The sequence below is a fragment of the Tenacibaculum sp. genome, assembly GCF_048269885.1.
Taxonomy (GTDB): Bacteria; Bacteroidota; Bacteroidia; order Flavobacteriales; family Flavobacteriaceae; genus Polaribacter.
On sequence record NZ_JBLWTZ010000002.1, the window covers coordinates 130,065 to 156,389 of the forward strand.

Below are 26,325 nucleotides of genomic sequence, written 5' to 3' on the forward strand. Positions count from 1 at the left end.
TAAATTGATATGAGCAGATTGTTTTTTTAACTAGTTTTGCAGTATGGTAAAAGAACTTCAATTACGTGTTAATCTAGTAGAAGAACGCAAAGACAATATATTACAGCTAAAAGCTGCTAAGAAGCTAGGTATTCCTATTGCTGATATTACGAGCGTAAAGGTGTTACGTAAATCGATTGATGCACGTAAAAAAGAAGTTGTTTTTAACTATAAGGTAGCGGTATACGTTAACGAACCGCAACCTGATACTCCTGATTATATTTTTGAATATCAAGACGTATCGAATGCGAAAGAGATTCATATTGTAGGTTTTGGTCCTGCGGGAATGTATGCAGCGCTTCGTTGTATTGAGTTAGGATACAAACCTATTGTGTTAGAACGTGGTAAAAATGTACAAGACCGTCGTAGAGATTTACGTGCTATTAACCAATTTCATGAGGTAAATCCAGATTCTAACTATTGTTTTGGTGAAGGTGGTGCAGGAACCTATTCGGATGGAAAGTTATACACCCGTAGTTTAAAGCGTGGTGATGTTCGTAAAATATTTGAAAACTTAGTATATCACGGTGCTACCGATCAAATTTTAGTCGATGCACATCCGCACATAGGAACGAACAAACTTCCGAAGATTATTCAAAATATTCGCGAAACGATTTTAAAACACGGTGGAGAAGTACATTTTGAAACCCGTGTGACCGATTTTATCGTTAAAAACAATAAACTACAAGCTATACAACTCCAAAACGGGACTGAAATGGCTGTAAATGCTGTTGTTTTGGCTACTGGACATTCTGCAAGAGATATATACGAACTATTGCATAAAAAAGACATTTTGCTAAAAGCGAAGTCGTTTGCGATGGGAGTTCGTGTAGAACATCCGCAAGAAATCATTGATCAAATTCAGTATAGTTGTTCAGGTCAACGTGATGAGTTATTGCCTGCTGCTGCGTATAGTTTAGTACATCAAGTTGGAAACAGAGGAGTGTATTCATTCTGTATGTGTCCTGGTGGATTCATTGTTCCTGCGGCAACTGCCAATGGTGAAGTAGTGGTAAACGGAATGTCGCCTTCGCGTCGTAATAACAAGTTTGCAAATTCGGGAATCGTAGTTGAAATTAATGTAGATAAAGATTTACCGAAGTATGAAAAATACGGAGTTTTAAAAGGCTTACAATATCAAAAAGATTTAGAAAAGTTAGCCTTTAACGCAGGCGGAAAAAGTCAAGTTGCCCCAGCACAACGTTTAACTGATTTTGTGGAAGGTAGATTATCTTCTTCTTTAAATGATTGTTCGTATCAACCCGGATTGAACTCTTCTCCGCTACACTCATTACTTCCTAAATTGATTGGAAGCAGATTACGTAAGGGTTTTGCGGCTTTCGGACAAAAAATGCACGGCTATTATACTGCGGAAGCAAACATTGTTGGAGTGGAGTCTAGAACCTCATCACCCGTAAATATTCCCAGAAAAGAAAACCTTGAACATCCGCAAATTGAAGGACTCTTTCCTTGTGGTGAAGGGGGTGGTTATGCGGGTGGTATTATTTCGGCCGCAATGGACGGTGAACGTTGTGCTGAGGCTGCCATTGCAAACCTGTAATAATTAACAAATATTTGTTGGTGTAATTTCCAATTACCTCGTACTTTTGCTATTCCTAAAAATTAGAGGCTTTTTTAGCGATGAGTAAAAAGAATAAAAAAAATAACAAAAAGAAAATAGATAAGCCGCATTATAAACGTTTGCACAACTATTATAATCGCACTGGTTTTTACATGTTCATTTGGATTAGCTTGAAGAAAGCTTTTTGGCCAATTGTTGGAGCTGTTGTAGGGATATTATTATTTAACAAGTATGTTTATAATATTAACGATGGTTTACAACATATGACCGAAACTTTTTCTAGAACAGGAGTTTTAGTTACTTTTTTTATTTCGGAAACAATTTTAGGATTAATTCCGCCAGAGATTTTCATCGCATGGTCTAAGAAAACAGCCGACCCTATTGTAAATATTTCTTTGTTAGCTACCTTATCTTATGTAGGAGGTTTGTGTGCTTATTTTATAGGTAGAGCTTCTTTAAAGATAGATTCTGTAAAAAATTACTTAGAAGTTAAAATGGCTAAAAACCTTAAAAACACTAGTAAATGGGGTGGATTTTTAATTTTAGTAGGTGCACTATTACCACTACCTTTTGCCATTAGCTGTTTAACTGCTGGTATGATTAAATACCCTTTTAAGAATGTAGTTTTTGTAGGCTTATTTCGTTTTGCTCGTTTTGCTATTTATGCATGGGCTATTTTTTCGGTAGTAAATTAACTTAAAACAATTATGGGACTAACTAATAATGACATTTTTAAAAAGCTACGAGTAGCACATAAATTAAGAGATACTGATATTATTGACATCTGCGCTTTGGTAGATTTTAAAGTTTCTAAATCGGAAATCAACGCAATCTTTAGAAAAGAAGACCATCCTAAGTATGTGGAGTGCGGCGATCAGTTTTTACGTAACTTTTTAAACGGATTAGTTATTCATTTAAGAGGTCCGATGCCAGAGAAAAAGCCAAACAAAAAGTAACCACACCACTAACACTTATATAAGTAAAAAACCTTCTGATTTAAATCAGAAGGTTTTTATTTTCCCCTTAAATTTCTCAATCAATAATTATTTATTGAATGATTATGATACAAATATATAACCGTCTTTTGATACATTAAAAGGGATATCCGTAAGGATATATGTAGTTTTCCGCAAAACAAAAAAAAGAGCGCTAAATTAGCGCTCTTTTTGTATTCATAGTCTTCTAAATATTCTTTTAGAAAGGTAAATCATCTGGTTCGTTTGCAGATAAATCTGGAGCTGGCTCAAATTGGTCAGCTGGTGGAATGTTTTGAGAAGCAGCTTGTGCTAAGTTTTCAATTCTCCATCCTTGAACAGAGTTGAAGTATTTTGCTTCTCCTTGTGGATTGATCCACTCTCTACCTCTTAAATTAATAGAAACTTTTACGTCTTGCCCTACTTGATAAGTATTTAATAAATCACATTTATCTTGAATAAATTCAATCATTATCATTTGTGGGTACTGCTCATCAGTAGTTACGACCATTTCACGCTTTCTAAATCCGTTAGATCCGAATGTTTGCGTTTCGTTAATTAATTTGATTTTCCCTATTACTTCCATTTCTAATCTATTTAATTAAAAGTACCTTCCAAGCACTTTCTACATCATTATTTTGTAAATACTCTTGTGCAAAAGTATGTTTTTTTTCAGTTGAAACCCCCACAAATTGTAAATGTTCTTTCGCAAAGTTATTAACAGCTTCCTCCGTAGGTAGCTGTTCTACATTACCTAACATCCCTAAATTATTTCCTGTTAACACGCTACTATTTCTTATTTCTGTAGGTATTTGGTCTACTCCAATTCCTAAGGTAGTTAATGGTTTGGGTATTTCAAAAAAGCCATCTCTAGCCCTACTGTAATAATTTCCTCCTGCTCTGGCTACTAAATCTATTTTATGTTGATCTATGCTACCATCTTCTGCTAACACATCTTCATTTACATGTAGTTTTACTACCTCACACACAATTAAGTTTCCTGCTCCACCTTCTTCACCCGTATAAATGATGTCTTTTACTTTACATTCAAATTGTACAGGAGACTCCGCTACTCTAAACGGTTTTACCTCATCTGATGGTAACATTGTAAAACCAGCTTTTACAAACTCATTTACTCCTTTAGGGTACATGGTACTACTCAACGACATTTGTTGAACAATATCGTAATTTACAATATTAATAACCACTTCTTTGGTTGCTTCAGCATTGTCTAATGTATGTTTGGTTTTATTTCCTCGTACACTACGTGCTGGAGAAAAAATCATAATTGGTGGGTTTGCCCCAAATACATTAAAAAAACTAAATGGTGATAAATTTGGGTTTCCATCTGCATCTATAGTACTTGCAAAAGCAATAGGTCTTGGAGCTACAGCTCCTAATAAATATCCATGCAGTTTAGAAGTTGGTATATCTTTAGGATTTATTGATAACATTCTGTATAATTTTAGTGTAAATATACTACAGTTTTACTTAATTCTATTTTTACTATTTTTACTTTATGAAAAACAGATATGATCAACTTAATATTGAATATGTAGAAACAAAAAGTGTTTCTCCTTTTATTAAATATACATGTATTCTTTTTATTCTGATTTTTGCTTTTATTCCTTTAGCAGAATTAATTGATGTATTAGATTATAATTACGCAGCACCAAATAAAGTAAACACCTGTATCATTGGATGTTCATATGAACCTTTACAGTTTAAACCTCTTCCGCAACCAAATTAACTATATAGTTTTATTTTAATTGAACTAAAATTTCAATTATCAAGTTATTCTAGAGAATAGTTTATATTTGATAAATGGCTTTTTTTACAAATACTTATTGGATTAAGCGAATAGCGATTAGTATTTCTTTACTTATCGTTTTATTTATTTTATGGAATACCTATGTGTTTTTTCAAAAATTTAAAAAGGATGAACGCGCTAAAATGGAGATTTATGCTACTGCAATTAAGGAAGTAGCTTCAAACCCTGACTCTAATGGTAATTTTAATTTAGTAAACAAAGTTTACGAAACCATAGAGAATATTCCGTCTATTTTAGTTGGTAAAGATGGACAGATAAAGCAGTTCCACAACTTAGATTCTATAAAATCTACAGACCCAAAGTATCTTCAACAGCAATTGAACATTATGAAACACCAAAATGAACCAATTGCGATAGAATACCTAGGTATTAAAGAACATATCTACTATAGAAATTCTGATCTTTTATACAAACTCAAATACTACCCGCTTGCCTTAGTACTAATGTTAGGTTTGTTTCTCACCATTATTTACATGGTATACAAATCTAACAAAGTAGCCGAACAAAATAAGCTGTGGACAGGTATGGCCAAAGAAACTGCGCATCAAATAGGAACCCCACTTTCTTCCTTATTGGGTTGGATTGCTATTTTACGTACTGAAAATGTTAGCAGTGATTATGTTGATGAAATTGAAAAAGATGTGCGACGCTTAAACACCATCGCAAATCGTTTTTCTAAAATTGGATCTCTTCCTGAGTTAAAACCTTTCAACATTGTATCGATTACTAAAGCTGCTTATGACTACTTAGAAAATAGAAGTTCTAAACAAATTTCTTTTTCTTTTACTACCGAAGCAGAAGAAATTCGTGCCAACCTAAATACCGAGTTATATGGTTGGGTAATAGAAAACTTAATTAAAAATGCTATTGATGCTATGCAAGGAAAAGGAAGTTTATCTGTTAGCATTAGTAAAAACGCTAAAAATGTAAAAATTCTAATTACTGATACTGGTAAAGGAATTCCTAAAACACAGTTTTCACAAATATTCAACCCAGGGTTTACCACAAAAAAACGTGGTTGGGGTCTGGGTTTATCACTCTCTAAACGTATTATTGAAGATTACCACAACGGAAGAATACACGTATTAAAATCTGAACTAGGCAAAGGAACTACTTTTGAAATCTTATTGAATAAGGTTTAACTATCTGCCTTTACTTTACTCATTAAAAAACCGTAAAACAATCCTCCAGCTCCCCATATAAGCGCCCCTACAAGCATTCTTTTTAAAGTTATTTCTTCTCCTTCAATCCAAGGGAAAATAATCATCATCATTATAAACATAATTACTCCCCAAACTATCCCCTCTTTTATCCACTTTTTCATAGCTTTTTTTTATTTACTCAAAATTCTTAGCAATACCTTCAGCAAGTGCTACAAACTCTTCATTTGTTAATTTTTCTTTCTTTACAAATCGGATGTCCTCCATGGTTTGTAATGGAATTAAATGCACATGCACATGAGGTACTTCTAGGCCAATTACACTCATTCCCACACGTTCACATGGAATAGTTTTCTCAATCGCTTTGGCTACTCTGTAAGAAAAAGACATTAATCCATCGTACTCTTCTTTCGATAAGTCAAATAATTTATTTTCCTCTCGTTTAGGAATTACCAACGTATGTCCTTTTGCATTTGGATTGATATCTAAAAAAGCAAAATAGTTATCGTCTTCTGCTATTTTGTATGATGGAATTTCTCCGTTTATAATCTTTGTAAAAATACTTGCCATTTTTTTAAATTTAATTTTACAGTAAAAATAAAAAAGAAATCGGGTTCTAGCGAAGCTAAAACCCGAATAAATCTTTACTCTTTTGTATTTGTTTTTTCTCTTATCGAGAAATCTCCATTACTTCAAACTTCATAATTCCGTTAGGTACTTGTATTTCGGCAACATCCCCTACTTTTTTACCTAACAATCCTTTACCAATTGGTGAATTAACAGATAACTTTCCATTTCTAACATCACTTTCGCTATCTGCTACCAGCGTATACGTAAACTCCATTCCGTTAACTGAATTTTTAATCTTCACTATTGAGTGGATTAAAATTTTAGACATGTCTAACTGACTTTCATCAATAATACGAGCGTTTGCTACTACGTTTTTTAATTTTGCAATTTTTGTTTCTAACAACGATTGCTCTTCTTTTGCAGCGTGGTATTCTGCATTCTCACTCAAATCTCCTTTATCACGAGCATCTGCAATTTCTTGAGAAACACGTGGTCTTTCTACTTGCTCTAAATGCGCTAATTCTTCTTTAAGTTTCTTTAATCCTTCTTCCGTATAATATGATACATTACTCATCTCTTCTCTCTTTTTAAAATCAACAAACTTTTATACGCTTTGCTTAACGTTTATATAAAGCGTATAACTTTTCTTCCTAGAACCCTGTGGGTTAAATTTAAAAATCTCACGCCGTTAGGAATGAGATTGTCTTACAAATGTACAAAATATTTGTAACTTCGTTGCGTTACAATAACAACTTCTATACTAAAAAATGAAAAAAATATTTTATTTATTTCTCGTGATAATTTGTTTTAACTGTAGTGATAACACTCCTATTAATAATTGTTTTTCGGGAATAAAAATGAATGCCATTATTGATTTATCGCTTCCAGAATTTAGTGGTTTATTAGTTCCTGGAGGAGAATCACAAAATGTGATACAGGGAAGAAATGTTTTTATTTTTAGAACAGGAACTTCTGGTTACAGAGCTTTTGACCAACAATGCCCAGAGCAAAACTGTAACTCTTTAATGACTTTCAACGGAGTAGAAATTACCTGTCCTTGCGATGATAAAAAATACAACTACCTTTCTGGTGGTGCTCCTTTAGACGGTGAAGGCTGCAGTGCTTTAATGTATTTTGTGACTCCTATTAGTAGCAATCAGTTAAGAATATCTCGTTAATACTATTTGTACTAACAATTAGATTCTTATTTTTGCAGCAACAACAACACAATTAACACATTTATCGTGAAAAACTACTTTTCTTCAAACTTTAAATTGGGTGTTCTAGGAGGCGGCCAATTAGGAAGAATGTTACTTACCGAAACGCAAAAATTCGATATCTATACTGTTATTTTAGACGGAAATGCTGACGCTCCTTGCGCCCAGCTATGTAACGAATTCCATCAAGGAGATTTATTAGACTATGATACTGTTTACAATTTTGGAAAACAAGTAGATTTGTTAACCATAGAAATTGAAAACGTAAATATTGAGGCCTTAGATGCTTTAGAAGCTGAAGGATTAACCATTTTTCCGAAGCCTAAAAACTTAAGAACTATTCAAAATAAAGCACATCAAAAGGTGTTTTATCACGATAATAACGTCCCTACTGCTGATTTTTCTAGATTTACTTCTTTAGAAGAGTTGAAACACGCCATAAGTAACGAAGCAGTTACGTATCCTTTTGTATGGAAATCAGCTCGATTTGGATACGATGGTAACGGAGTAAAAATAGTTCGTACTTTTAACGATTTAGCAAACCTTCCTACTGGGGAATGTATTTCTGAAAAACTAGTTCCTTTTAAAAATGAATTAGCTGTTATTGTTGCTAGAAATGCCAATGGAGAAACCAAGACCTACCCTGTAGTTGAAATGGAGTTTCACCCAGAAGCAAATCAGGTAGAATATGTAATTTGTCCTGCAAGAATTGAAGAAGCAGTTGCCAAAAAAGCACGCGAAGTTGCTTTAAAAGTTGCGGATGCTTTTGATTTTGTTGGATTGTTAGCTGTAGAAATGTTTCAAACTGAAAATGACGAAATTTTAGTCAATGAAGCTGCCCCAAGAACTCATAATTCAGGACATTATTCTATTGAAGCAAGTTATACTAGTCAATTTGAACAGCATTTACGCAGTATCTTAAACCTTCCGTTAGGAAATACCGATAGTAAAGTAGCCGGTATTATGGTAAACTTAGTGGGTGCTGAAGGCTATACTGGAGATGTCGTATACGAAAACATTGAGGAGATTTTAAAAATTGACGGAGTTACTCCTCATATCTACGGAAAAAAGACAACCAAGCCTTTCCGTAAAATGGGACACGTAACTATTGTGAACGAAGATATAAATGAGGCGAGAAAAGTCGCTCAACAAGTAAAAGAAACTATTAAGGTAATAGCAAAATAACCTCTCGATACGCTCGAGATGACAAAAACATAAATTTATGGTAGGAATTATCATGGGAAGCGATTCAGATCTTCCAATTATGCAAGAAGCAATTGATATTTTAGAGAGTTTTGATATTCAAGTTGAAGTAGATATCGTATCTGCGCATAGAACTCCTGAAAAATTATTCGATTATGCTAATAATGCACACAAGCGTGGCGTACAAGTTATTGTTGCTGGTGCTGGAGGGGCTGCTCATTTACCTGGAATGGTAGCCAGTATGAGTCCGCTACCTGTAATTGGAGTTCCTGTAAAAAGTAGAAACTCTATTGACGGTTGGGATTCTGTTTTGTCTATTCTTCAAATGCCAGGGGGGGTTCCTGTGGCTACTGTAGCTTTAGATGGAGCTAAAAATGCAGGAATCTTAGCTGCACAAATTATTGGAGCTTCAGACAAATGTGTATTAGATAAAATAATCGCTTATAAAGAAGGCCTCAAACTGAAAGTTGAAAAAGCTTCTGAAAGCGTAAAAAAATAAGTACCTTAGTACTCTATTTAACTTGAAGACCTCATAAATTTTTTATTTGTGAGGTTTCTTCAATTATTAAAACGAATTTTTCATGACTAAAAACCCACTTTTACAAGACTTTAATACTCCTCTTTTTTCTCAAATTAAAGAAGAACACTACATCCCTGCTATAAAAGAAGCCATACGCATAGCCAAAGACGAAATTAATGCAATTGTAGAGAACCCTGAAACTCCAACGTTTGAAAATACTACAGTTGCTTTAGACAATACAGGTAATACGCTTGATAGAGCTGCTGCTATCTTTTTCAATTTAAATTCTGCGGAAACTAACACTAAAATCCAAAAAATAGCAAAAGATATTTCGCCTTGGTTGAGTGAATTTGAAAATGATAAAATTCTGAATGAAAAGCTATTTAAACGTGTAAAATCCGTGTACGATCAATTGGCAGATTTAAACCTGACTCCTGAACAAGAAATGTTGTTAGATAAGCAATACAAAAGCTTTGCACGTAACGGAGCGAATTTAAAGGAAACTGACAAAATTGAGCTTCGCAAAATTGATACTGAGTTAGCAAAATTATCGTTACAGTTTGGAGAGCATGTATTGGCTGAAACCAATGCTTTTGAATTATTAATTACCAATGAAGATGATTTAGCTGGCTTACCAGAAAGCACTAAAGAAGCTGCTAAAGAACTAGCGAACTCAAAAGGTAAAGAGGGTTGGATGATTACCTTAGCTTATCCAAGTTATATTCCTTTTATGACCTATGCTGATAATAGAGAATTGAGAAAAAAATTAGCAATCGCTTTTGGTAAAAAAGGATTTCAGCAAAATGAATACAACAACGAGCAAATTGTAAAAGACATAGTAACCTTGCGCCACAAACGAGCAAATCTTTTAGGATATAAAACCCATGCTCATTTTGTATTAGAAGAGCGTATGGCTGAAACTCCTGAAAAAGTGATGGCGTTTTTACATGAACTCTTAGCAAAAGCAAAACCTGCTGCACAACGTGAATTTACTAATTTAGAAGCCTATGCTAAAAAACTCGACGGAATAGACCAGTTGCAAAAATGGGATGGTGCTTACTATTCAGAAAAGCTAAAAAAAGAATTATTTAACTTAGATCAAGAGTTATTGAAACCTTACTTTAAGTTAGAAAATGTAATTGACGGGGTGTTTACTGTTGCTAACAAATTGTATAGTTTACAGTTTGAAGAAATTGACACTATTGACAAGTATCATGAAGATGTTAAAACCTATGCTGTAACAGATACAGAGGGTACTTTTGTTTCCTATTTCTATGCAGATTTTCATCCAAGACCAGGAAAACGTAATGGTGCATGGATGACTTCTTATAAATCACAATACATGAGTAACGATACTAACGAAAGACCTCAAGTATCTATCGTTTGTAACTTTACCAAACCAACACAAACTAAACCTTCTTTATTAACTTTTAACGAGGTTACTACCTTATTCCACGAATTTGGTCACGCCTTACACGGAATGCTTGCTAATACGACTTACAAAAGCTTATCAGGGACTTCTGTTTCTTGGGATTTTGTAGAGTTGCCAAGTCAAGTTTTAGAAAACTGGTGTTACGAAAAAGAAGCATTAGAACTGTTTGCTAAACATTTTGAGACTGGTGAGGTTATTCCTATGGAATATGTTGAAAAAATTAAAGAATCTGCGAGTTTTCACGAAGGAATGCAAACCTTGCGTCAATTAAGTTTTGGATTATTAGATATGTCTTGGCACTCTGGAGATGCTCCTGAAACGATTACTAATGTTAAAGAATTTGAAGCCAATGCTTTTGCTGAAACTAAATTATACCCTGATGTAGCAGAAAACTGTATGAGTACTTCTTTTTCTCATATTTTTCAAGGCGGATACTCCGCTGGATATTACTCTTACAAATGGGCAGAAGTGTTAGATGCTGATGCTTTTGAATATTTTAAAGAGGAAGGTATTTTTAACAAAGAGGTTGCCGATAAATTTAAAAACAACGTATTATCTAAAGGAGGAACAGAAGAGCCTATGGAATTATACAAGCGTTTTAGAGGAAGAGCGCCCAAACCAGATGCTTTATTAAGGCGTGCTGGATTGATTGATGAGAATTAATACATAAAATTTTATCACTTTAAATAAGTCCCTATTTTTATGGAAAATAATTTTCATGAAAAAGGGACTTTTTCTTTTCTTACTCTTCGTAAACGCAATTTCATTTTCTCAAATCTTAATTAAAGGAAATGTTTTCTCAAAAACCAATGAACCTCTAGAAGGAGCTTCTGTTTACTTTAACAACACTACTACTGGTACAATAACAAATTCTCAAGGAGAATTTGAGTTAAAAATCAAAGAAGGAAACTATACATTAGTTATTTCTTTTTTAGGCTATAAAACAAAACAGCTTTTAATTACTCCTCAAAAAAAAGATGTAAATATTAACATTAAACTTGAAGAAGACAGTAGTATTTTAAACGAAGTTGTAATCAAGAAAACTGTTTACGATAAAAACTGGGAATATAATTTAGCTCGTTTTAAACAAGCCTTTTTAGGAAGAACAAAACTCGCAGAAACGTGTAAAATTATAAATGAAAAAGACATCTATTTTGAATATAGCCCCAAAAAAAACACACTTACAGCCTTTGCTAAAAAACCTCTTAGAATTAAACATCAAGGCTTGGGTTATATAATTACTTATGATTTAGTTGATTTTACCCTAAAAGGACAACAGTTATTTTTTAGTGGATTGGCTCGCTACAAAAACCTTAAAAAAAAGGTAACAAGGAGATGGAAACAAAACAGGCTTGAAGCATACAACGGCTCTCAAATGCATTTTTTAAGAAGTCTAACTTCAAAGAACCTAGAAGAAACTGGTTTTGTGGTCAATCAGTTTAAAAGAGTTCTTAATCCCGATAGACCCTCCGAAGAGAAAATTAACTTTGCCAGAGAATTTATTAAGCTTTATAACAAACCCATTCATTTATCTAGAAACATATCCTATCCAAAAACTACCTTAGATAGTATGATTGTGACTCTTCAAAAAGCAAAACTTCCTAAATATCAAGATTATCTTTACAAAACAAATCTTTCTTATCACAATATGATTACGTACAATAACAATATCCCCTATTTAAATTTTAAAAATTACTTAATGGTTATTTACACTAAAGAACCTGAAGAAGAAAATTATTTAATCGGTATGTTTGGAAAGCGAAAAAAAGCGAGTGGTGTACAAACCTCAAATATTGTGTTATTAGAAGGAAATGCTCAAATAGATAAATCGGGAATTCTTATAAATCCTAATGCGGTGTTTAACGAAGGCTACTGGGGCTTTGAAGCTTTTGCTAATATGCTGCCTTTGGATTACAAAATTTCAGGAAAAGAATAACTTTTTAATCAACCAATACCCTCCTTCTTTTTTAGAAAAAATTAACACATTTTCACACATAAAAAGTTTGTCAAGCCCTTATTTTTGCTTCCCTACAGTTACAAAAAAATGAGCTTAAAGAAACATAGCATATTTAGTAAAATCGCCTCTATCTCTTTGGTGATTCTCCTTATGCTTCCTATTCTTATCAAAGCTACGCATCATCATGAAAATGAAGCACACCATCATAACTGTAAAGAAAAATCTACTCACTTACACGAATCGGTAAACGACCATTGTGACATTTGTTATTTTTCTTTTGCTTCTTTCGATGTACCTATACAAAATTCATCGCAAGTTGTTACTATTCTTCCTGGTAAGACAATAGTAGATAATTACAAATCGGTTCTCTTACCTTCTTGCTATTCACTGAATAGAAAACTTAGGGGGCCTCCTACAAATTCCTAACATATTAATTTCAGAACATTTTCACCCTTTGTCGGAGTGTAAGATATGTATTTATGCAAACTTAATATTAGGTTTCACATCGTAATTACATTCATTTACTCCTACTATTCTGGGGGTTCTAAATTATATAATCAACGGTCGATTTTTTCATATCGGCTATCACAATTCGTTTTTTAAATACCGTTTACAATGACAAAACAAAGCTTAGGTGCTTTATTTTGTGCATTGTTTCATACCATTCTTTTTAGTCAGAACACTCATTCTGTTACTATTAAGGTAATTGATGGAACAACACAAAATGCGTTACCCAATGCTCACGTAAGTATTGGTGCAAAGCACGCGTACACAAACACGAAAGGCAATCGTACTTTTCACAAACTTTTAAACAAAGAGTACCTCTTAACTATTACTCATGTTGGATATGTTACTTATAAAGCAAGTATTTCTCCAACTAATTCTGTAATGGTCATCCCTATACTCCAAGACAACTCAGTTTTAAATGAGGTGATAATTACGCAAAACCCTAAAAAAACACTAACAAAGTTCTCTAGTAATACACAAAAGATTGATGGTAACTTCTTGGAAAAAAACAGAGATAATAGTTTAATGCAAACTCTTAAAGATATTCCCGGAGTTAGCACAATAACTATTGGTTCTGGTCAGTCCAAACCTACCATTAGAGGTTTGGGGTTTAATAGGGTTGTAGTGGTTGAAAACGGTATCAAACACGAAGCGCAACAATGGGGAGCCGACCATGGTTTGGAAATAGATCAATATAATATTGACAATATAGAGGTTACCAAAGGAGCTGCTTCTCTACGCTACGGTTCTGATGCAATTTCAGGTGTAATTAGTCTGAAAAACAACCTTCTGCCTGATGCGAATTCTTTTTCGGGAGAGCTCAACCTCACCAATAGAAGTAATAACGATTTTTATGGAATTTCTTTAGGTGTTAAACAACGTTACAATCACTGGTATTACAAAGCTAGAATTACTCATGAAGAGTATGGAGACTATAAAGTTCCTACCAAAAAAATCACATACGATAATTACATTTTTGACTTGCATAAAAACTACTTGCGTAACACAGCGGGGTACAATCATAATGTTGGAATCTCAGTTGGCTATGTATCGGACAATTTTAGTTCAACAACTTCATTTAGCAATGTAAATTCTAAAAATGGTTTTTTTGCTAATGCTCACGGATTAGAAGTGAGAACTTCTAAAATAGTGTACGATGCTGACCATAGAGATATTGATTTACCCCATCATAAAGTCAATCATTTTAAAATAACGAATAATACCAGTTTTCTATTCCCTAATTATACGTTAGATGTTGAGCTTGGGCTTCAAAATAATCATCGCGAAGAACACTCAGAACCTGTTCCGCATGGCTACATGCCCAAGCCACCATCTACAATGGAACGTTTATTTAAAAAGAACACCTATAGTCTTAATCTAAAAAATCAATTGCATCATTTTGAAAAGCATAAAGTTACCACAGGTATAAACTTAGAATACCAAGACAATGCGATTGATGGTTGGGGATTTCTTATTCCTGAATATACTCGTTTTACCGTTGGAGCATTTGTATACGATCAAATAAAACTCAATAGCAATTTATATTTAGATGGTGGTGTACGTTACGATTATGGTATCGTAAAAACACAACCCTATTACGAATGGTTTTTATCTCCAGTTACCGACGAAAACGGAAATATTACTCAACAACAACTTCAGCGTTCGGAAAGAAAGGACTTGACTTTTGGAAGTTTCAGTGCTTCTGCTGGATTGAGTTATGGACTTAAAAACACATCGTATAAAATAAATATAGGTAAGAGTTTTAGAATTCCGTTAGCAAACGAATTGGCTTCAGATGGGGTAAACTATCACATGTATCGTTATGAAGAAGGAAACCTTGATTTAGAACCCGAAAGTTCTTATCAAATAGATGGAGAATTTAAAGCCAACGTTAACAATGCTTCTATTCAAATTACACCTTTTGTTAATTATTTTGATAATTATATTTACTTAAGTCCAACTTCAGAGTATTACGAAACACTTCAAAAGTATCAATACAGTCAGAGCCGTGTTTTTAGATATGGTGGGGAAGTAATGGCTCAATATGAACCTATTGATAAATTATCAATTACAGGCTCTTTAGAGTATGTAAACGCAAGGCAATTGAGCGGGAAAAAGAAAAACTTCACCCTTCCTTTTGCCCCTCCATTGACAGGAGTTGTCTCACTTGAATACACATTGAATCCTTGGTTGACTTTCGGAGACACTAAACTATTCTCAAGTGTACGATTGGTTTCAGATCAAAACAATATTGTTCCTCCAGAAAAAACTACCCAAGGATATTCTTTAATAAATGTTGGCTTGCATACGAGTGTAGCTCTTTTCTCTAAAAAACAACCGCTAAAAATTCAAGGAAAAATAAATAACCTTTTAAACAACAAAGTATTCGACCATACGAGCTTTTATAGACTTATAGAAGTTCCTGAACCTGGAAGAAACTTTTCAATAACCATTATACAAACATTTTAATCATTTAATTTTTTTAATCATGAAAAACACATTTAAATCCGCAATCTTATTCTTTGTAAGTCTTTTAATCATTTCTTGTAGTGATGAAGACAACATCCCGGAAACTTTTGATGAAAATATCAATGCAGAACGCTTTAAAGGTATAGAATTAGGCAATTCTGATTTTGTTTTACCCCAATCAAACGTAGATGTTCATATTGAATTTGATTATGAAGGAACTAGTAAAGTTTCTAAAATTTATTTTGACGTTGAAGCTTTCGATGTTCCAAAAGTCAAGACAGGTGAGCTAATTTGGGAATTAAATAAGCATTTAGTTCCTGTTGATCGTTATGAAGGTCAATTAAATCCTCACATACATTACCATGTATATTTTGATGAAGAGAACAAGTACACTCCTTCTTTTACACCTGCTGAAGGAATTTATAAGTTCAAAATTACAGTTGAGCATGAAGACGGAACTAAAAGTGCCATCACTAAAAAGTTACATATCATTCAAAAATTTAAAGACTTAGAAATTGGTGATAATAACGCTATTGCCTTTGGAAAAGATGAGTTACACACAGAATTTGAATACGTTTCTGGTAATAATACTGTTACTGAAATTAAATATGAGTTTTGGTTCGAAGAATGGAGAGAAGGACAAAGTGTTGAAGTCGGAAAGTGGGACAAAGTAATTACTGTTTTACCAAAAGAATTGTATGAAGGAGTTAAAAATCCACACATACATTATCACTACGATTTAATTCCTGGAGCTCCTGTAGGAAGCTACTGGTTAAACATCTACGCTAAAGAAAGCGGTGAAAGTGAAACGGTAAAATTATCTATTCCAATCGAAATAAAGTAATCATACTCCAAAAGACTACTTGAAAAATCAAGTAGTCTTTTGTAACAACAAACTATTATGAAATTATTAAAAATTACAAGTGCTTTTTTACTATTAATCTTATTAAATACAAGTTGTAGTAGTGAGTCAGAAGAGCCAGACACTGAAAAACCAACCATTACCATAAATTACAACGAAGGTTTTCCCAAGTCGTGTACTGTATTAGAAAAAGGGAAAGAATACACGATACGCGTAAAAGTATCTGACAACATTGCATTGGCTACTTATGCTATCGATATCCATCATAATTTTGACCATCATACACACGATGATCAGGGTTCAAGCTGTGAATTATCTCCTGTAAAAGATCCTATTTCTCCTTTAATTTTTATGGAAAACTATGCTATTGATAACAATCCTAAAGCATATGAAATAGTGCGTAATATTACAATTCCAACGAATATTGATTCGGGTGATTATCATTGTCAGATCTCTGTAATTGACGTTACAGGGTGGCAAAATAGAACCTCGGTAGATATTAAAATTGAATAAACATTATTTTTTATTCTTTTCTTCAATCCACTTACTCATAAGTTTTGTAGACAGTAAAATTTGATGCTGTGACAAACTTCCAAGAAAATTTTGTGTACGATGTGCATCAGGGTTTTCTTGGATTTCTTTTAATTGTTTACAAAAAAAAATTACAAACTGTACACTCTTTTCTATTTTAGAGTAGCAAATGTAACCTTCATTTTCTAAAGCTACTTTTACTATAAAAGTTGTCGAGAGCACTCAACTCCATCTTGATGCAACTCAAATAGACTGCTTTCTCTTATACTCTTTAAGGGTTTGTTGAGAACCTATAAAACCCCACATTTTTTTTAGTGATAGAGTACCTAAAACTGTAGTTTTATTGAAGCATGCTAATTGATCTAATTTATTTACTTTAGCTTTTTTAAAAAAAATAAATCACATGAAAAAATTTATGTATACCTTAATTGGTTTGTTCATTATTGGCTGTAGTAGTGACTCTATTAGCGAATACTACATCAACATTCAGTTACCTGCAATACCGCAGGAATATACTGATCAATATAGTTTTGCTGATTTTAACATCGCTATTTATGCTAGCAAGGAAGACTATTTCAACGAAACTAACCCAATACATGTTGGTAATTTTGATAGTTCAGGAAAATTCTCAATATCGAAAAATATCCAGCCAAACAGCTATTATATAGATATTTTTACTCCTGATTTTGTGCTCAGTAATTGGCAGCCTAGTGATTTAAATGTTGACTCTTCTAACATTATTGTATTCTTAGGGAATGATGTTAAAGATTTTTATGCACCAGTAGGTATAAACAATCAAAGAGCTTTAGTTGGTGAATGGAATTTTATGAAGTACGATGGTCATTATAATCATGGTAGCCATGATAGAACTGAAAGAAGTAAGTTAATCATCAGTAAAGATTTTTCTATAACTTCGTATGAAAAATACAATGGTATAGATTTTACAGTAGCCTACCAATATGCGAATGGTATAAAACACATTTCAACTACTCCAGAACCCTATGAAAACAACTATCCTTATTGGGGAGTAGACAAGACTACAGGAAACGGCGGACTTCACAACTATGATAATATTATGTTATACTTTACCCCTAATACCAATAACACAACTATAACATTTATTGATGTTGCAGATGAATGGGCTATGTATTATAAATAAAAAAAGAGCTTTCAAATTTGAAAGCTCTTTTTTTATTTATTCTTTTCCTCAATCCACTTACTCATGAATTTTGTAGCCTGTAAGGTTTGATGTTGTAACAAACTTCCCAAAAAATTTTGTGTTCGATGTGTTTCAAGATTTTCTTGGGTTTTTCTAACTCTCTTCATAAAAGATACCTCTAACACTTCTTTATCATACAGTGAATTTATAATCACTACACCTTTTTGTTGAGCCTTTTTCCAAAGAATATCATAAGTATACAGTTCTATAGCTTTGTTGGCCAGCTTCTCAAAATCATCTTCTATAAATCCGTTCCAAGGCAAATTCCCATGCATCCCTTCTGCGCCTATTGAAGTAGTAACACTTGGTGTTCCACATTCCATTGCTTCAGTTAACTTTCCTTTAATTCCCGCCCCAAAACGAATGGGAGCCAACACGACCCTAGCATTTTTAACTACTTCGAGCGCATCTTCTGCAAAACCTTTAATGATAAACCCTTCTTTTGGTTTATGCAATTGTTGAATTTGTTGCGTAATATAGGCTCCGTAAATATGTACTTCTACTTTGGGTAGTTGTTTTCTGATCTGCTTCCATATTATTTTTAATTGTAAAACAGCATCGACATTTGGAGCATGGAAAAAATTCCCTACAAATACAAAATGTTCTCGTTCTTCAAAAGATTTCCAACTCTGAATAGTTTTAGCAGTTATTGTATCTAACAAAAAAGGTAAATGGTACAACAAAATTTCATCTATCTTAAAAACGTCTTTCAACAACTGGATTTCATAAGCTGAAATAATCAGACTCATATCACAACGTAAAATAGCAGCAATTTCTCTCTTTGCTTCCTCCGACTTCAATAAAACTTCTGTTGAAAATTGCTCTCCTTTCTTTAATTGTTGATGACGTGTTTTGCGTAAAAAATGTAAATCTTCTGTATCTAAGACTCGTAAAGCTTTCGGGCAATGTTCTGCTACACGCCAACCAAATTGTTCTTCCATCATAAAACGATCGAACAACACAACATCAGGTTGCAATTCTTTGATAAAATCATCAAAAGAACTTGAATTTAATTCAATCGATTGCTCTTGAACTCCTAACTCTATTAAGTTTAAAGAATTTTCAGTTTTTTGAGCAGGAGTTGCAAAAGTGATGGTATAGTTTTGATTTTTAAAAACATTCACCAACTGTAACATTCGGTTACCAGCTCCTGTAGTTTTTTCTATCCAAACATACCCAATTATTAAAAGTTGTTGCATTAATTTAGTTCGCTAACTGCATTTTGTAATCACTTTGTACACCTTTAGCCCAGTTAATTACTTGCTCTACTTCTTCTTTAGTTAAACGAGCATCGGCATGGGTCCAAGTATATGAATCTAACGGCATTTTCCCTTTTTCTACTTCCTCCCAAACTTCTTCCATCTTATGTTCTTTTCTTTTTAAAGAATAAGTAGCCCACTCAGAAAAATTCAATTCTTCTTTTCCGTGGTTTACATGGTCAGCTAACCAATAATTTACTGGTGTAATGCTACTATACCAAGGGTAACGTGTTGAATTACTATGGCAATCAAAACATGCTGTTTTTAATATTTTGTGCACCTGATCATTTGGCTTGGTTTCTTTTATAAAAGCTTCAACTGTAGTTATTTCTCCTTGATTTTTTTCTGGTTGAAAAAACTGCGCTATTACCAATAGTATCAGTAATAATCCTATAATTTTTTTGAAAATTTTCATACAATAGATTTAAGTTTTAAAGATATGAAAACTAATTTTATCGACAAATAATTGTATTTTTGTGCTTCATTATTTATGAAAAAATAAAACACAACTCATGAAATACGATTTAATCGTTATTGGTTCTGGTCCAGGAGGGTACATTGCTGCTATCAGAGCCGCTCAATTAGGTTCTAAAGTTGCTATCATTGAAAAATACTCAACTTTAGGTGGAACTTGTTTAAATGTTGGATGTATTCCTTCAAAAGCTTTATTAGATTCTTCTCATCATTACTATGATGCAGTAAATCATTTCGAAGAGCATGGTATCTCTGTTGAGAAACCTTCTTTTGACTTCGGAAAAATGGTAGCTCGTAAAGCAAATGTAGTAGAAACTACTACAGGAGGTATCAAATATTTAATGGATAAAAATAATATTGAAGTTTACGAAGGTTTAGGATCTTTTGAAGATGCTACTCACGTAAAAATCACTAAAAATGATGGTACTGAAGAAGTAATTGAAGGTACCAACATTATAATAGCTACGGGTTCTAAACCATCTTCTTTACCTTTTATTACGATTGATAAAGAGCGTGTAATAACTTCTACTGAAGCGTTAAAACTTCCTGAAGTTCCTAAGCACTTATTAGTTATTGGTGGTGGTGTTATTGGTTTAGAGTTAGGTTCAGTTTATAAGCGTTTAGGTGCTGATGTAACTGTTATCGAGTATGCTCCAACAATTACTCCAACGATGGATAAAGATGTTTCTAAAGAATTGACTAAAGTTTTAAAGAAACAAGGAATGAAAATTAATGCTAGCCACGGTGTGACTTCTGTTGAAAGAAATGGTGACGAAGTTGTGGTAAAAGCTACTAATAAAAAAGGTGAAGAGGTTACTTTTACTGGTGATTACTGTTTAGTTTCAGTGGGTCGTCGTCCGTATACTGAAGGATTAGCTTTAGAAAAAGCGGGTGTTAAAGTTACGGAAAGAGGCATGGTTGAAGTAAATGATCATTTACAAACCAACGTTTCTAACATTTATGCCATTGGTGATGTAGTTCGTGGCGCTATGTTAGCACATAAAGCAGAAGAAGAAGGTGTTGTGGTTGCTGAATATTTAGCAGGACAAAAACCTCATATTGACTATAACTTAATTCCTGGAATTGTTTATACATGGCCAGAAGTAGCGGCTGTAGGTAAAACAGAAGATGAATTAAAAGAAGCTAAAGTTGATTACAAAGTTGGAAAATTCTCTATGCGTGCATTAGGACGTTCTCGTGCAAGTGGAGATTTAGATGGATTTGTAAAAGTATTGGCTGATAAAAATACTGATGAAGTATTAGGAGTTCACATGGTAGGTGCTCGTGTAGCTGACTTAATTATGGAAGCAGCCGTAGCAATGGAATACAGAGCTTCTGCGGAAGATTTAGCTCGTATTTGTCATGGACACCCAACGTATTCTGAAGCTGTAAAAGAAGCAGCGAAAGCAGCTTGGGATGGACAACCTTTAAACGCTTAATAAAAAGCTTTAAAACATATTTTAAAAGGCAATCTCGTTTGAGGTTGCTTTTTTGTTTTAATTAAGTTAGTTTAGTTATCGATAAATACAACCCTTAAATGAAAAAAAGAATAAACCTTTTATTTTCTGTATTTCTCTTATTTAATCTAGCTTCTTGTAAAACTGATAGAAAAGATTTCGAAAAAGAATTTTATTATCCCAATTCCTCTGATTTTTCATTAAGTAAAAATTATCAATATATAGAACTGAATGGATTTAATGACTTTAACCAATTAGTCGATAGCCTTGAAAACTTCAACTATGACGAAAAAAGAGCTTATTTAAAAATTGATAGTAATAAAAGAAGATATAACGTTCTAGTATCAACAACTTTTGGCAAATGTTATCCTGTATTCATAAAGCTTAAAAACATCTTAAGTATTTCAAGAGATAGCCTAAGAAAAGGAAAAAACTATCCCATCCAAAATTTAAAAAATGTTCTTAAAAAGGACTTTTCAAATTTCGGAAAAGATTATAACTATTCAGACTCTCCAGAGAAACTTATTATTTCTTTGACCTGTGAAATAGATGAATTAGAAAACTTAATTATAAAAGTATGTGAAGTTTTTAACGAAATTCAACAAGAATCATCTGACTCTCTTAAGTTAAATATATTTGTAAACAGAAGAATAGAAATACTTCCTCCACCACCAATAATTAAGGACTTAGAAATATTTATAGACAACAACTAAATAAAAAATCCCAAACTAAATGGTTCGGGATTTTTTATTGGTATGACGTTATTTCTTATTGAATTCCGTAGAAAGAACTCATGTTATCTTCAATATCAGACGCTTTTTTAACCGCCTCATACATCTGGAACGTTTTGTTCTGTCTTTCGTTAGCAATACGCTTTCTGTACGTGTCGTAATTAGGTAATGCTGTTGGTAATTCTTTCTTTTCTACAACAAAAGCAAACACCCCTTTATCTCCTACTACATTTTTAACTACTTCGTTCTCTTTTGCATTGATCATTGCTCCTACTACTTTTGGTTCGAAACCTACACCTGAAATAGTTGGTGATTGTAAGTTTACATCGGTAGCAACTCTTACTGTTTGACTTACAGACTTAGCGATTTCATCTAATGTTGAACCACTAATTTTATCTTCAATCATTTTTGCTTTGCGCTCGTTTGTTAAGATAGGACGTACACTTGCAGTTGCTTTATTAACTGGCATTAATCCTTTTTCTGTTTTTGCAGTTAATACAGCTACTACATAACCACCTTCTACATCAAAACGTTTAAAGTCTCCTTCGTTTACTTCTTTTTCAAATGCCCAAGTAATAATTTGTCTTTCGTTACCAATACCCGGTACATTTTCATCTAACGACTTTAATCCTACTGCTGGCAATGATGTTAAATCTTTTTCTTTTACAGCTTCTTCAAAAGCTTTTCCATTGGCTAATTCTAATGCTAATGTTTCAGCATTTTGGAATACTGTATTTTCTGTTTCTTCTGAAGCCTCTATCTTACGTCCGAAAGTAGCTAGTTTAACTACCGGTTGGAAATTCTTTTGCCCATCAATTTTAATTACGTGGAATCCGAATTGAGATTTTACAACTCCCATATCTCCTTCTTTCCCTTCAAAAACAAAGTCTCTGAATGATGGTACCATTCTGTTATAAGCAAACCAATCATAGAATCCTCCTTTTTCAGCAGAACCTTGATCTGATGACATTTCTTTTGCTAAATCTGCAAACTTAGATTTATCTCCTTTTACAACTGCTAATAAACTATCTGCTGTTTTCTTAGCTTCCTCTTCATTTTGAACCACAGTAGCATCAGCACTAGCAGAACCAACAAAAGGAATTAAAATATGACTTGCTTGTGCAGAGTCTGGTAATTGCTTTACTTCAGTAATTTTAGATAGTTTAAAGAATCCAGCATCTTTGTATGGACCGAAAACATCTCCTTCTTTACCGTTGAAAACCTCTTCAGCAATTACTTGAGGAACTTGCACCTTAAACTTATAGTTGCTATCTAATCTTAAATCAGAATCGTTTTCTTCTAAAAACTCACTATAGTTTGTAGTGTTTTTCAATCCTTTTACCGGTGTATTGTTTACTTCAGAATCTTCAATTAATTTAGCTATGTTAGCTTTAATTGCTTCTTCATCTCCTTCAGTAGGCTCTATATTAAACTTTACAAAGTTAATATCTCTTGAAGCTTCAACCTGAAAAGCATCTTGATGTTGGTTAATGTAATTTTGAACGTCGCTTTTCTTTAACGTTACTAAGCTATCTGCAATTGTTGTATAAGGTACATATACATACTTCCCAGATACTTTTGTGTTTTCAGTTAAGTATTTAGATTCTCCCTCTTTTAAAGAAGCTCCCAAACCTGCGGCTACTAAGTTATCGTATGTTGTTTTTTCGATATTGCTTTTTATAGAAGCCATATAGTTTTGCCAAGCACTCCACTCTTGCCCTTTTTCTTCCTTAATGGTAGCCAAATGCTCTTTTAACTTGTTTTTATCGAAAATTCCTGAAGTTTGGAATCTAGCATCGTTTTGAATTACTGGAGTTTCATATAAAGCGTTTAAGATATCTGCATCTCCAACAGTAATTCCAGCTTCTTCTAATTGCTTTTTATATATTTTTTGACGGATTAAATTATTCCATACTGCTTTTGCAGCTTGCATCTCAGACATGTTATTTCCTGTTTGTGCTTTGTAAGCTTCTAGCGCTTCAGCAAACTCTTGACGAGAAATGGCTTCGCCATTAACTTCACCTATTTCGTTTACTTTACTTGCGCTGAAAAAGTCTGATATTGTAGAAGGGTCTAATACAAAAGCAAAAAGTGCTAAACCAATTACAAGAATTAAGAACATTGAACGTTCTCTAATTTTCGATAAAATTGCCATACGTCATTTATTTTATTAACAGTGTGCGAAAATACAATTTCACATTAAATAATGCAATGTTTTTTTACGCTGTTTTTGAGGGAGTTCTAAGCAAAAGAGGGAAACTTAATCTTCTTTACCAATTACTTTAAAATAAATTTCATCAATCTTAGTGGCGCTTACTTTTAAGATTTTAATTTGGAAGTTTTCGATATCTAATACCTCATCTTGTAGTGGTATTGTTTCAGTGTGGTTTAAAATAAAGCCTCCTATGGTTTCATAAGCCTCTTCTTTGGGGATTCCTAAACCGTATTCTTCATTTAAATAATCTACCTCTAAACGCGCTGAGAAATTAAACTCGTACTCACTAATTCGTTCTTCTAGTAATAGCTGCGTATCGTGTTCATCTTCTATTTCTCCGAACAATTCTTCTACAATATCTTCAACTGTAATAATCCCTGAAGTTCCTCCATATTCATCAACAACAACTGCTATGCTCTTTCGTTTTTTAATTAAATTATTAAGCACATCATTGATAATCATAGATTCAGGCACAAACTCTACAGGTAATAAAATTGCCTTAATAGTTCGTGGTTTTTTAAAAAGCTCAAAGGCATTTACATAGCCTAAAATATCATCCAATGAATTTTTATAAACCAAGATTTTTGACAATCCTGTTGTGATGAACATCTTTTTGAGGTTGCTTACCGTTTCGTGTAAATCAACCGCAACAATTTCTGTTCTAGGTACCATAATTTCACGAGATTTTACCTTGTGAAACTCTAATGCATTTTGAAATATTTGAATTTCAGAATCAACTTCTTCTTCATCATTTCCTGCATCTAATTGTTCTAAAATATAATTTCCTAATTCTTCTTTACTAAATTCGGTTTGAATTTCATCTTCTTTTGTACTGAAAAATACCTGTAGGAAAAAATCTGAAATTTTAGTAATTACCCATGTAACCCCATAAAAAATAACGTAAAAAATATAAGCAGGTATTGCAAAGAACTTTAACATTTCGTTTGCATAAATTCTAAAGATAGCTTTGGGTAAAAACTCTGCTGTTACCAGAATAATTACTGTCGAAATAAGTGTTTGCGTTAATAAACTTACATCTGATAATACATAGTTTACAACCGTATAATCTGATGGTATAAAAGATTGAAACCAGTTCATTAACAACTCTCCCATAAAGTAACTATAAACTACTAAAGCCACATTATTACCTACAAGCATAGTGGTAATAAACTTAGAAGATTTCTCTGTTAATCTAGTTAGTATTTTAGAAAGTATTCCTTCCCCTTTTTTCTCAAGCTCTATATGAAGTTTATTTGCCGAAATAAAGGCTATTTCCATCCCAGAGAAAAAGGCTGAAAATAAAATAGAAGTAAGAATAATTAAGAGTTCGGGTTGCATTAACGTTCTTTGTTTCTTTTTTCTACTTTTCTTCTAAAGTGTCGTTTGAAGAAGAAAATTAATATGATAAAGATAGCAAATCCAAACATAATAAATGCTTCTTGTCTATCGGAATTCCATTTCAAGATTCCCTCAACAAAAAAGATTACTCCTATAATCAAGTATCCGTATTGTAAATATTTCCAAAGTGCATTCATTATATATCTTTTTGTGTGGTTTCTATATCTCCTGTAATATCTTTAGCTATCCATTTAGACAAGTCTTCACTCGATTCGAATCCAAAGCCATTGATTTCTGATTCAGGAGTTGAAAATCGGAAACCATCCTCAGTAAAAAAATAATGTTCATTTTGATCCCAAAACAACTGATTGGTTTCTAATATTGTTTGATTGGTATGATTCGTAATCACCACATTTCCTCTAATTTCAGATATTTTTGTCTTATTATAAGTTAGTGCATAATTACCTGAGATTGTGGTAGAGTCTATTCCGTTTTTATCAATAGTTACAATTTCGATTCCTTTAGGAAACTCACTATATGGGTGATCTTTTCTGTTTGAATAGTCATAAAAAACAGGGGCTTTTGTTTTTGAACTTATTCTTCCAGAATCTTTATGAACATGATAAATATTTACTGCCGAACCTACTGGTAAATTTTTATCTGCCAAAAAATCTCGCACCTCTTTCTTTGAATTGGTACAAGAAAAAAACATTGCCACCAAACAAATGGTAGCAATGCTATTGTATATATGTTTTGCTCTTTTAAGCATTAACTTCTA

General features: G+C 33.0%; 28 protein-coding genes. 17 read left to right on the plus strand and 11 right to left on the minus strand.

The window, feature by feature from the left end; genetic code table 11:
* The first annotated feature begins 43 nt into the window (after window positions 1-43).
* The 3 genes from ACN0WY_RS01910 (at window position 44) to ACN0WY_RS01920 (ending at window position 2,577) form a co-directional block, all read left to right on the plus strand.
* Window positions 44-1,600 (plus strand): NAD(P)/FAD-dependent oxidoreductase, encoded by a 1,557-nt coding sequence (locus tag ACN0WY_RS01910; RefSeq protein WP_417799378.1) that lies wholly within the window; start codon window positions 44-46, stop codon window positions 1,598-1,600.
* An 80-nt stretch (window positions 1,601-1,680) separates the two neighbouring features.
* A complete protein-coding gene (locus ACN0WY_RS01915; protein WP_330487489.1) occupies window positions 1,681-2,316 on the plus strand; it encodes a YqaA family protein in 636 nt (211 codons plus the stop codon).
* A gap of 12 nt (window positions 2,317-2,328) precedes the next feature.
* Window positions 2,329-2,577, plus strand: a complete 249-nt coding sequence (locus tag ACN0WY_RS01920) for a DUF1456 family protein (RefSeq protein ID WP_330487490.1) — start codon at window positions 2,329-2,331, stop codon at window positions 2,575-2,577.
* 238 nt (window positions 2,578-2,815) lie between these two features.
* Here the strand turns inward: ACN0WY_RS01920 and ACN0WY_RS01925 are convergent, their stop codons facing one another.
* Together ACN0WY_RS01925 and ACN0WY_RS01930 are read right to left on the minus strand one after the other, a co-directional pair.
* Complete coding sequence (locus ACN0WY_RS01925) at window positions 2,816-3,181, minus strand: DUF3127 domain-containing protein (RefSeq protein WP_330487491.1); 366 nt, start codon at window positions 3,179-3,181, stop codon at window positions 2,816-2,818.
* A gap of 7 nt (window positions 3,182-3,188) precedes the next feature.
* A complete protein-coding gene (locus ACN0WY_RS01930) occupies window positions 3,189-4,049 on the minus strand; it encodes a flavin reductase family protein (protein ID WP_417799379.1) in 861 nt (286 codons plus the stop codon).
* 65 nt (window positions 4,050-4,114) lie between these two features.
* Here ACN0WY_RS01930 and ACN0WY_RS01935 point away from each other — a divergent pair, with 65 nt between their 5' ends.
* Window positions 4,115-4,345 (plus strand): hypothetical protein, encoded by a 231-nt coding sequence (locus tag ACN0WY_RS01935; RefSeq protein ID WP_330487493.1) that lies wholly within the window; start codon window positions 4,115-4,117, stop codon window positions 4,343-4,345.
* A 74-nt stretch (window positions 4,346-4,419) separates the two neighbouring features.
* Window positions 4,420-5,568 carry a sensor histidine kinase gene (locus ACN0WY_RS01940; RefSeq protein ID WP_417799380.1) on the plus strand — a complete coding sequence of 383 codons (1,149 nt, stop codon included), beginning with the start codon at window positions 4,420-4,422 and terminating at the stop codon, window positions 5,566-5,568.
* Here ACN0WY_RS01940 and ACN0WY_RS01945 read toward each other — a convergent pair.
* From ACN0WY_RS01945 to greA, 3 genes are all read right to left on the minus strand, one after another.
* Window positions 5,565-5,750 (minus strand): hypothetical protein, encoded by a 186-nt coding sequence (locus tag ACN0WY_RS01945; protein WP_125343450.1) that lies wholly within the window; start codon window positions 5,748-5,750, stop codon window positions 5,565-5,567. The genes ACN0WY_RS01940 and ACN0WY_RS01945 overlap by 4 nt on opposite strands.
* 13 nt (window positions 5,751-5,763) lie before the next feature.
* Entirely contained in the window at window positions 5,764-6,156 is a 393-nt protein-coding gene (locus tag ACN0WY_RS01950) for an HIT family protein (protein WP_417799381.1), read from the minus strand.
* A 100-nt stretch (window positions 6,157-6,256) separates the two neighbouring features.
* The gene (greA, locus tag ACN0WY_RS01955) at window positions 6,257-6,730 is read right to left on the minus strand and encodes a transcription elongation factor GreA (protein WP_330487496.1); all 474 of its coding nucleotides are present in this window, start codon (window positions 6,728-6,730) and stop codon (window positions 6,257-6,259) included.
* 283 nt (window positions 6,731-7,013) lie between these two features.
* Between greA and ACN0WY_RS01960 the strand changes: the two genes are divergently transcribed.
* The 10 genes from ACN0WY_RS01960 to ACN0WY_RS02005 all read left to right on the plus strand — a co-directional run bounded on the left by ACN0WY_RS01960 (window position 7,014) and on the right by ACN0WY_RS02005 (window position 18,013).
* The gene (locus tag ACN0WY_RS01960; RefSeq protein ID WP_330487497.1) at window positions 7,014-7,334 is read left to right on the plus strand and encodes a Rieske (2Fe-2S) protein; all 321 of its coding nucleotides are present in this window, start codon (window positions 7,014-7,016) and stop codon (window positions 7,332-7,334) included.
* Window positions 7,335-7,400: 66 nt separating this feature from the next.
* Window positions 7,401-8,558 (plus strand): 5-(carboxyamino)imidazole ribonucleotide synthase, encoded by a 1,158-nt coding sequence (locus ACN0WY_RS01965; RefSeq protein WP_417799382.1) that lies wholly within the window; start codon window positions 7,401-7,403, stop codon window positions 8,556-8,558.
* A 37-nt stretch (window positions 8,559-8,595) separates the two neighbouring features.
* Window positions 8,596-9,075, plus strand: coding sequence for a 5-(carboxyamino)imidazole ribonucleotide mutase (purE, locus tag ACN0WY_RS01970; protein WP_073181718.1), 480 nt, complete (start codon window positions 8,596-8,598; stop codon window positions 9,073-9,075).
* Between the two features lie 82 nt (window positions 9,076-9,157).
* A complete protein-coding gene (locus tag ACN0WY_RS01975) occupies window positions 9,158-11,191 on the plus strand; it encodes a M3 family metallopeptidase (RefSeq protein WP_417799383.1) in 2,034 nt (677 codons plus the stop codon).
* A 55-nt stretch (window positions 11,192-11,246) separates the two neighbouring features.
* The gene (locus tag ACN0WY_RS01980) at window positions 11,247-12,464 is read left to right on the plus strand and encodes a carboxypeptidase-like regulatory domain-containing protein (RefSeq protein WP_417799384.1); all 1,218 of its coding nucleotides are present in this window, start codon (window positions 11,247-11,249) and stop codon (window positions 12,462-12,464) included.
* 108 nt (window positions 12,465-12,572) lie between these two features.
* Entirely contained in the window at window positions 12,573-12,911 is a 339-nt protein-coding gene (locus ACN0WY_RS01985) for a hypothetical protein (RefSeq protein ID WP_417799385.1), read from the plus strand.
* A gap of 189 nt (window positions 12,912-13,100) precedes the next feature.
* Window positions 13,101-15,461, plus strand: a complete 2,361-nt coding sequence (locus ACN0WY_RS01990) for a TonB-dependent receptor domain-containing protein (protein ID WP_417799386.1) — start codon at window positions 13,101-13,103, stop codon at window positions 15,459-15,461.
* 19 nt (window positions 15,462-15,480) lie between these two features.
* On the plus strand, window positions 15,481-16,305 hold the full coding sequence (locus tag ACN0WY_RS01995) for a hypothetical protein (protein ID WP_417799387.1): 825 nt from the start codon (window positions 15,481-15,483) through the stop codon (window positions 16,303-16,305).
* Between the two features lie 57 nt (window positions 16,306-16,362).
* On the plus strand, window positions 16,363-16,836 hold the full coding sequence (locus ACN0WY_RS02000; RefSeq protein ID WP_330487504.1) for a DUF4625 domain-containing protein: 474 nt from the start codon (window positions 16,363-16,365) through the stop codon (window positions 16,834-16,836).
* 421 nt (window positions 16,837-17,257) lie between these two features.
* Entirely contained in the window at window positions 17,258-18,013 is a 756-nt protein-coding gene (locus ACN0WY_RS02005) for a hypothetical protein (RefSeq protein ID WP_417799388.1), read from the plus strand.
* A gap of 32 nt (window positions 18,014-18,045) precedes the next feature.
* Here ACN0WY_RS02005 and ACN0WY_RS02010 read toward each other — a convergent pair whose 3' ends face one another.
* Both ACN0WY_RS02010 and ACN0WY_RS02015 read right to left on the minus strand, forming a co-directional pair.
* Window positions 18,046-19,272 (minus strand): glycosyltransferase, encoded by a 1,227-nt coding sequence (locus tag ACN0WY_RS02010; RefSeq protein ID WP_417799389.1) that lies wholly within the window; start codon window positions 19,270-19,272, stop codon window positions 18,046-18,048.
* Window positions 19,273-19,276: 4 nt separating this feature from the next.
* On the minus strand, window positions 19,277-19,747 hold the full coding sequence (locus ACN0WY_RS02015; RefSeq protein WP_330487507.1) for a heme-binding domain-containing protein: 471 nt from the start codon (window positions 19,745-19,747) through the stop codon (window positions 19,277-19,279).
* A gap of 97 nt (window positions 19,748-19,844) precedes the next feature.
* On the opposite strand from ACN0WY_RS02015, the gene lpdA reads away from it, so the two are divergent.
* Together lpdA and ACN0WY_RS02025 are read left to right on the plus strand one after the other, a co-directional pair.
* Window positions 19,845-21,245, plus strand: coding sequence for a dihydrolipoyl dehydrogenase (gene lpdA / locus ACN0WY_RS02020; protein WP_417799390.1), 1,401 nt, complete (start codon window positions 19,845-19,847; stop codon window positions 21,243-21,245).
* Between the two features lie 98 nt (window positions 21,246-21,343).
* Complete coding sequence (locus tag ACN0WY_RS02025; protein ID WP_417799391.1) at window positions 21,344-21,976, plus strand: hypothetical protein; 633 nt, start codon at window positions 21,344-21,346, stop codon at window positions 21,974-21,976.
* A 55-nt stretch (window positions 21,977-22,031) separates the two neighbouring features.
* On the opposite strand, the gene ACN0WY_RS02030 is transcribed toward ACN0WY_RS02025, so the two are convergent.
* The 4 genes from ACN0WY_RS02030 to lptC form a co-directional block, all read right to left on the minus strand.
* Complete coding sequence (locus ACN0WY_RS02030) at window positions 22,032-24,149, minus strand: peptidylprolyl isomerase (RefSeq protein ID WP_417799392.1); 2,118 nt, start codon at window positions 24,147-24,149, stop codon at window positions 22,032-22,034.
* Window positions 24,150-24,254: 105 nt separating this feature from the next.
* A complete protein-coding gene (locus ACN0WY_RS02035; RefSeq protein ID WP_330487511.1) occupies window positions 24,255-25,547 on the minus strand; it encodes a hemolysin family protein in 1,293 nt (430 codons plus the stop codon).
* Complete coding sequence (locus tag ACN0WY_RS02040) at window positions 25,547-25,744, minus strand: hypothetical protein (protein ID WP_330487512.1); 198 nt, start codon at window positions 25,742-25,744, stop codon at window positions 25,547-25,549. Before ACN0WY_RS02040 ends, ACN0WY_RS02035 begins: the two co-directional genes overlap by 1 nt.
* A complete protein-coding gene (gene lptC / locus ACN0WY_RS02045; protein ID WP_330487513.1) occupies window positions 25,744-26,316 on the minus strand; it encodes an LPS export ABC transporter periplasmic protein LptC in 573 nt (190 codons plus the stop codon). Before lptC ends, ACN0WY_RS02040 begins: the two co-directional genes overlap by 1 nt.
* Between the last annotated feature and the right edge of the window lie 9 nt (window positions 26,317-26,325).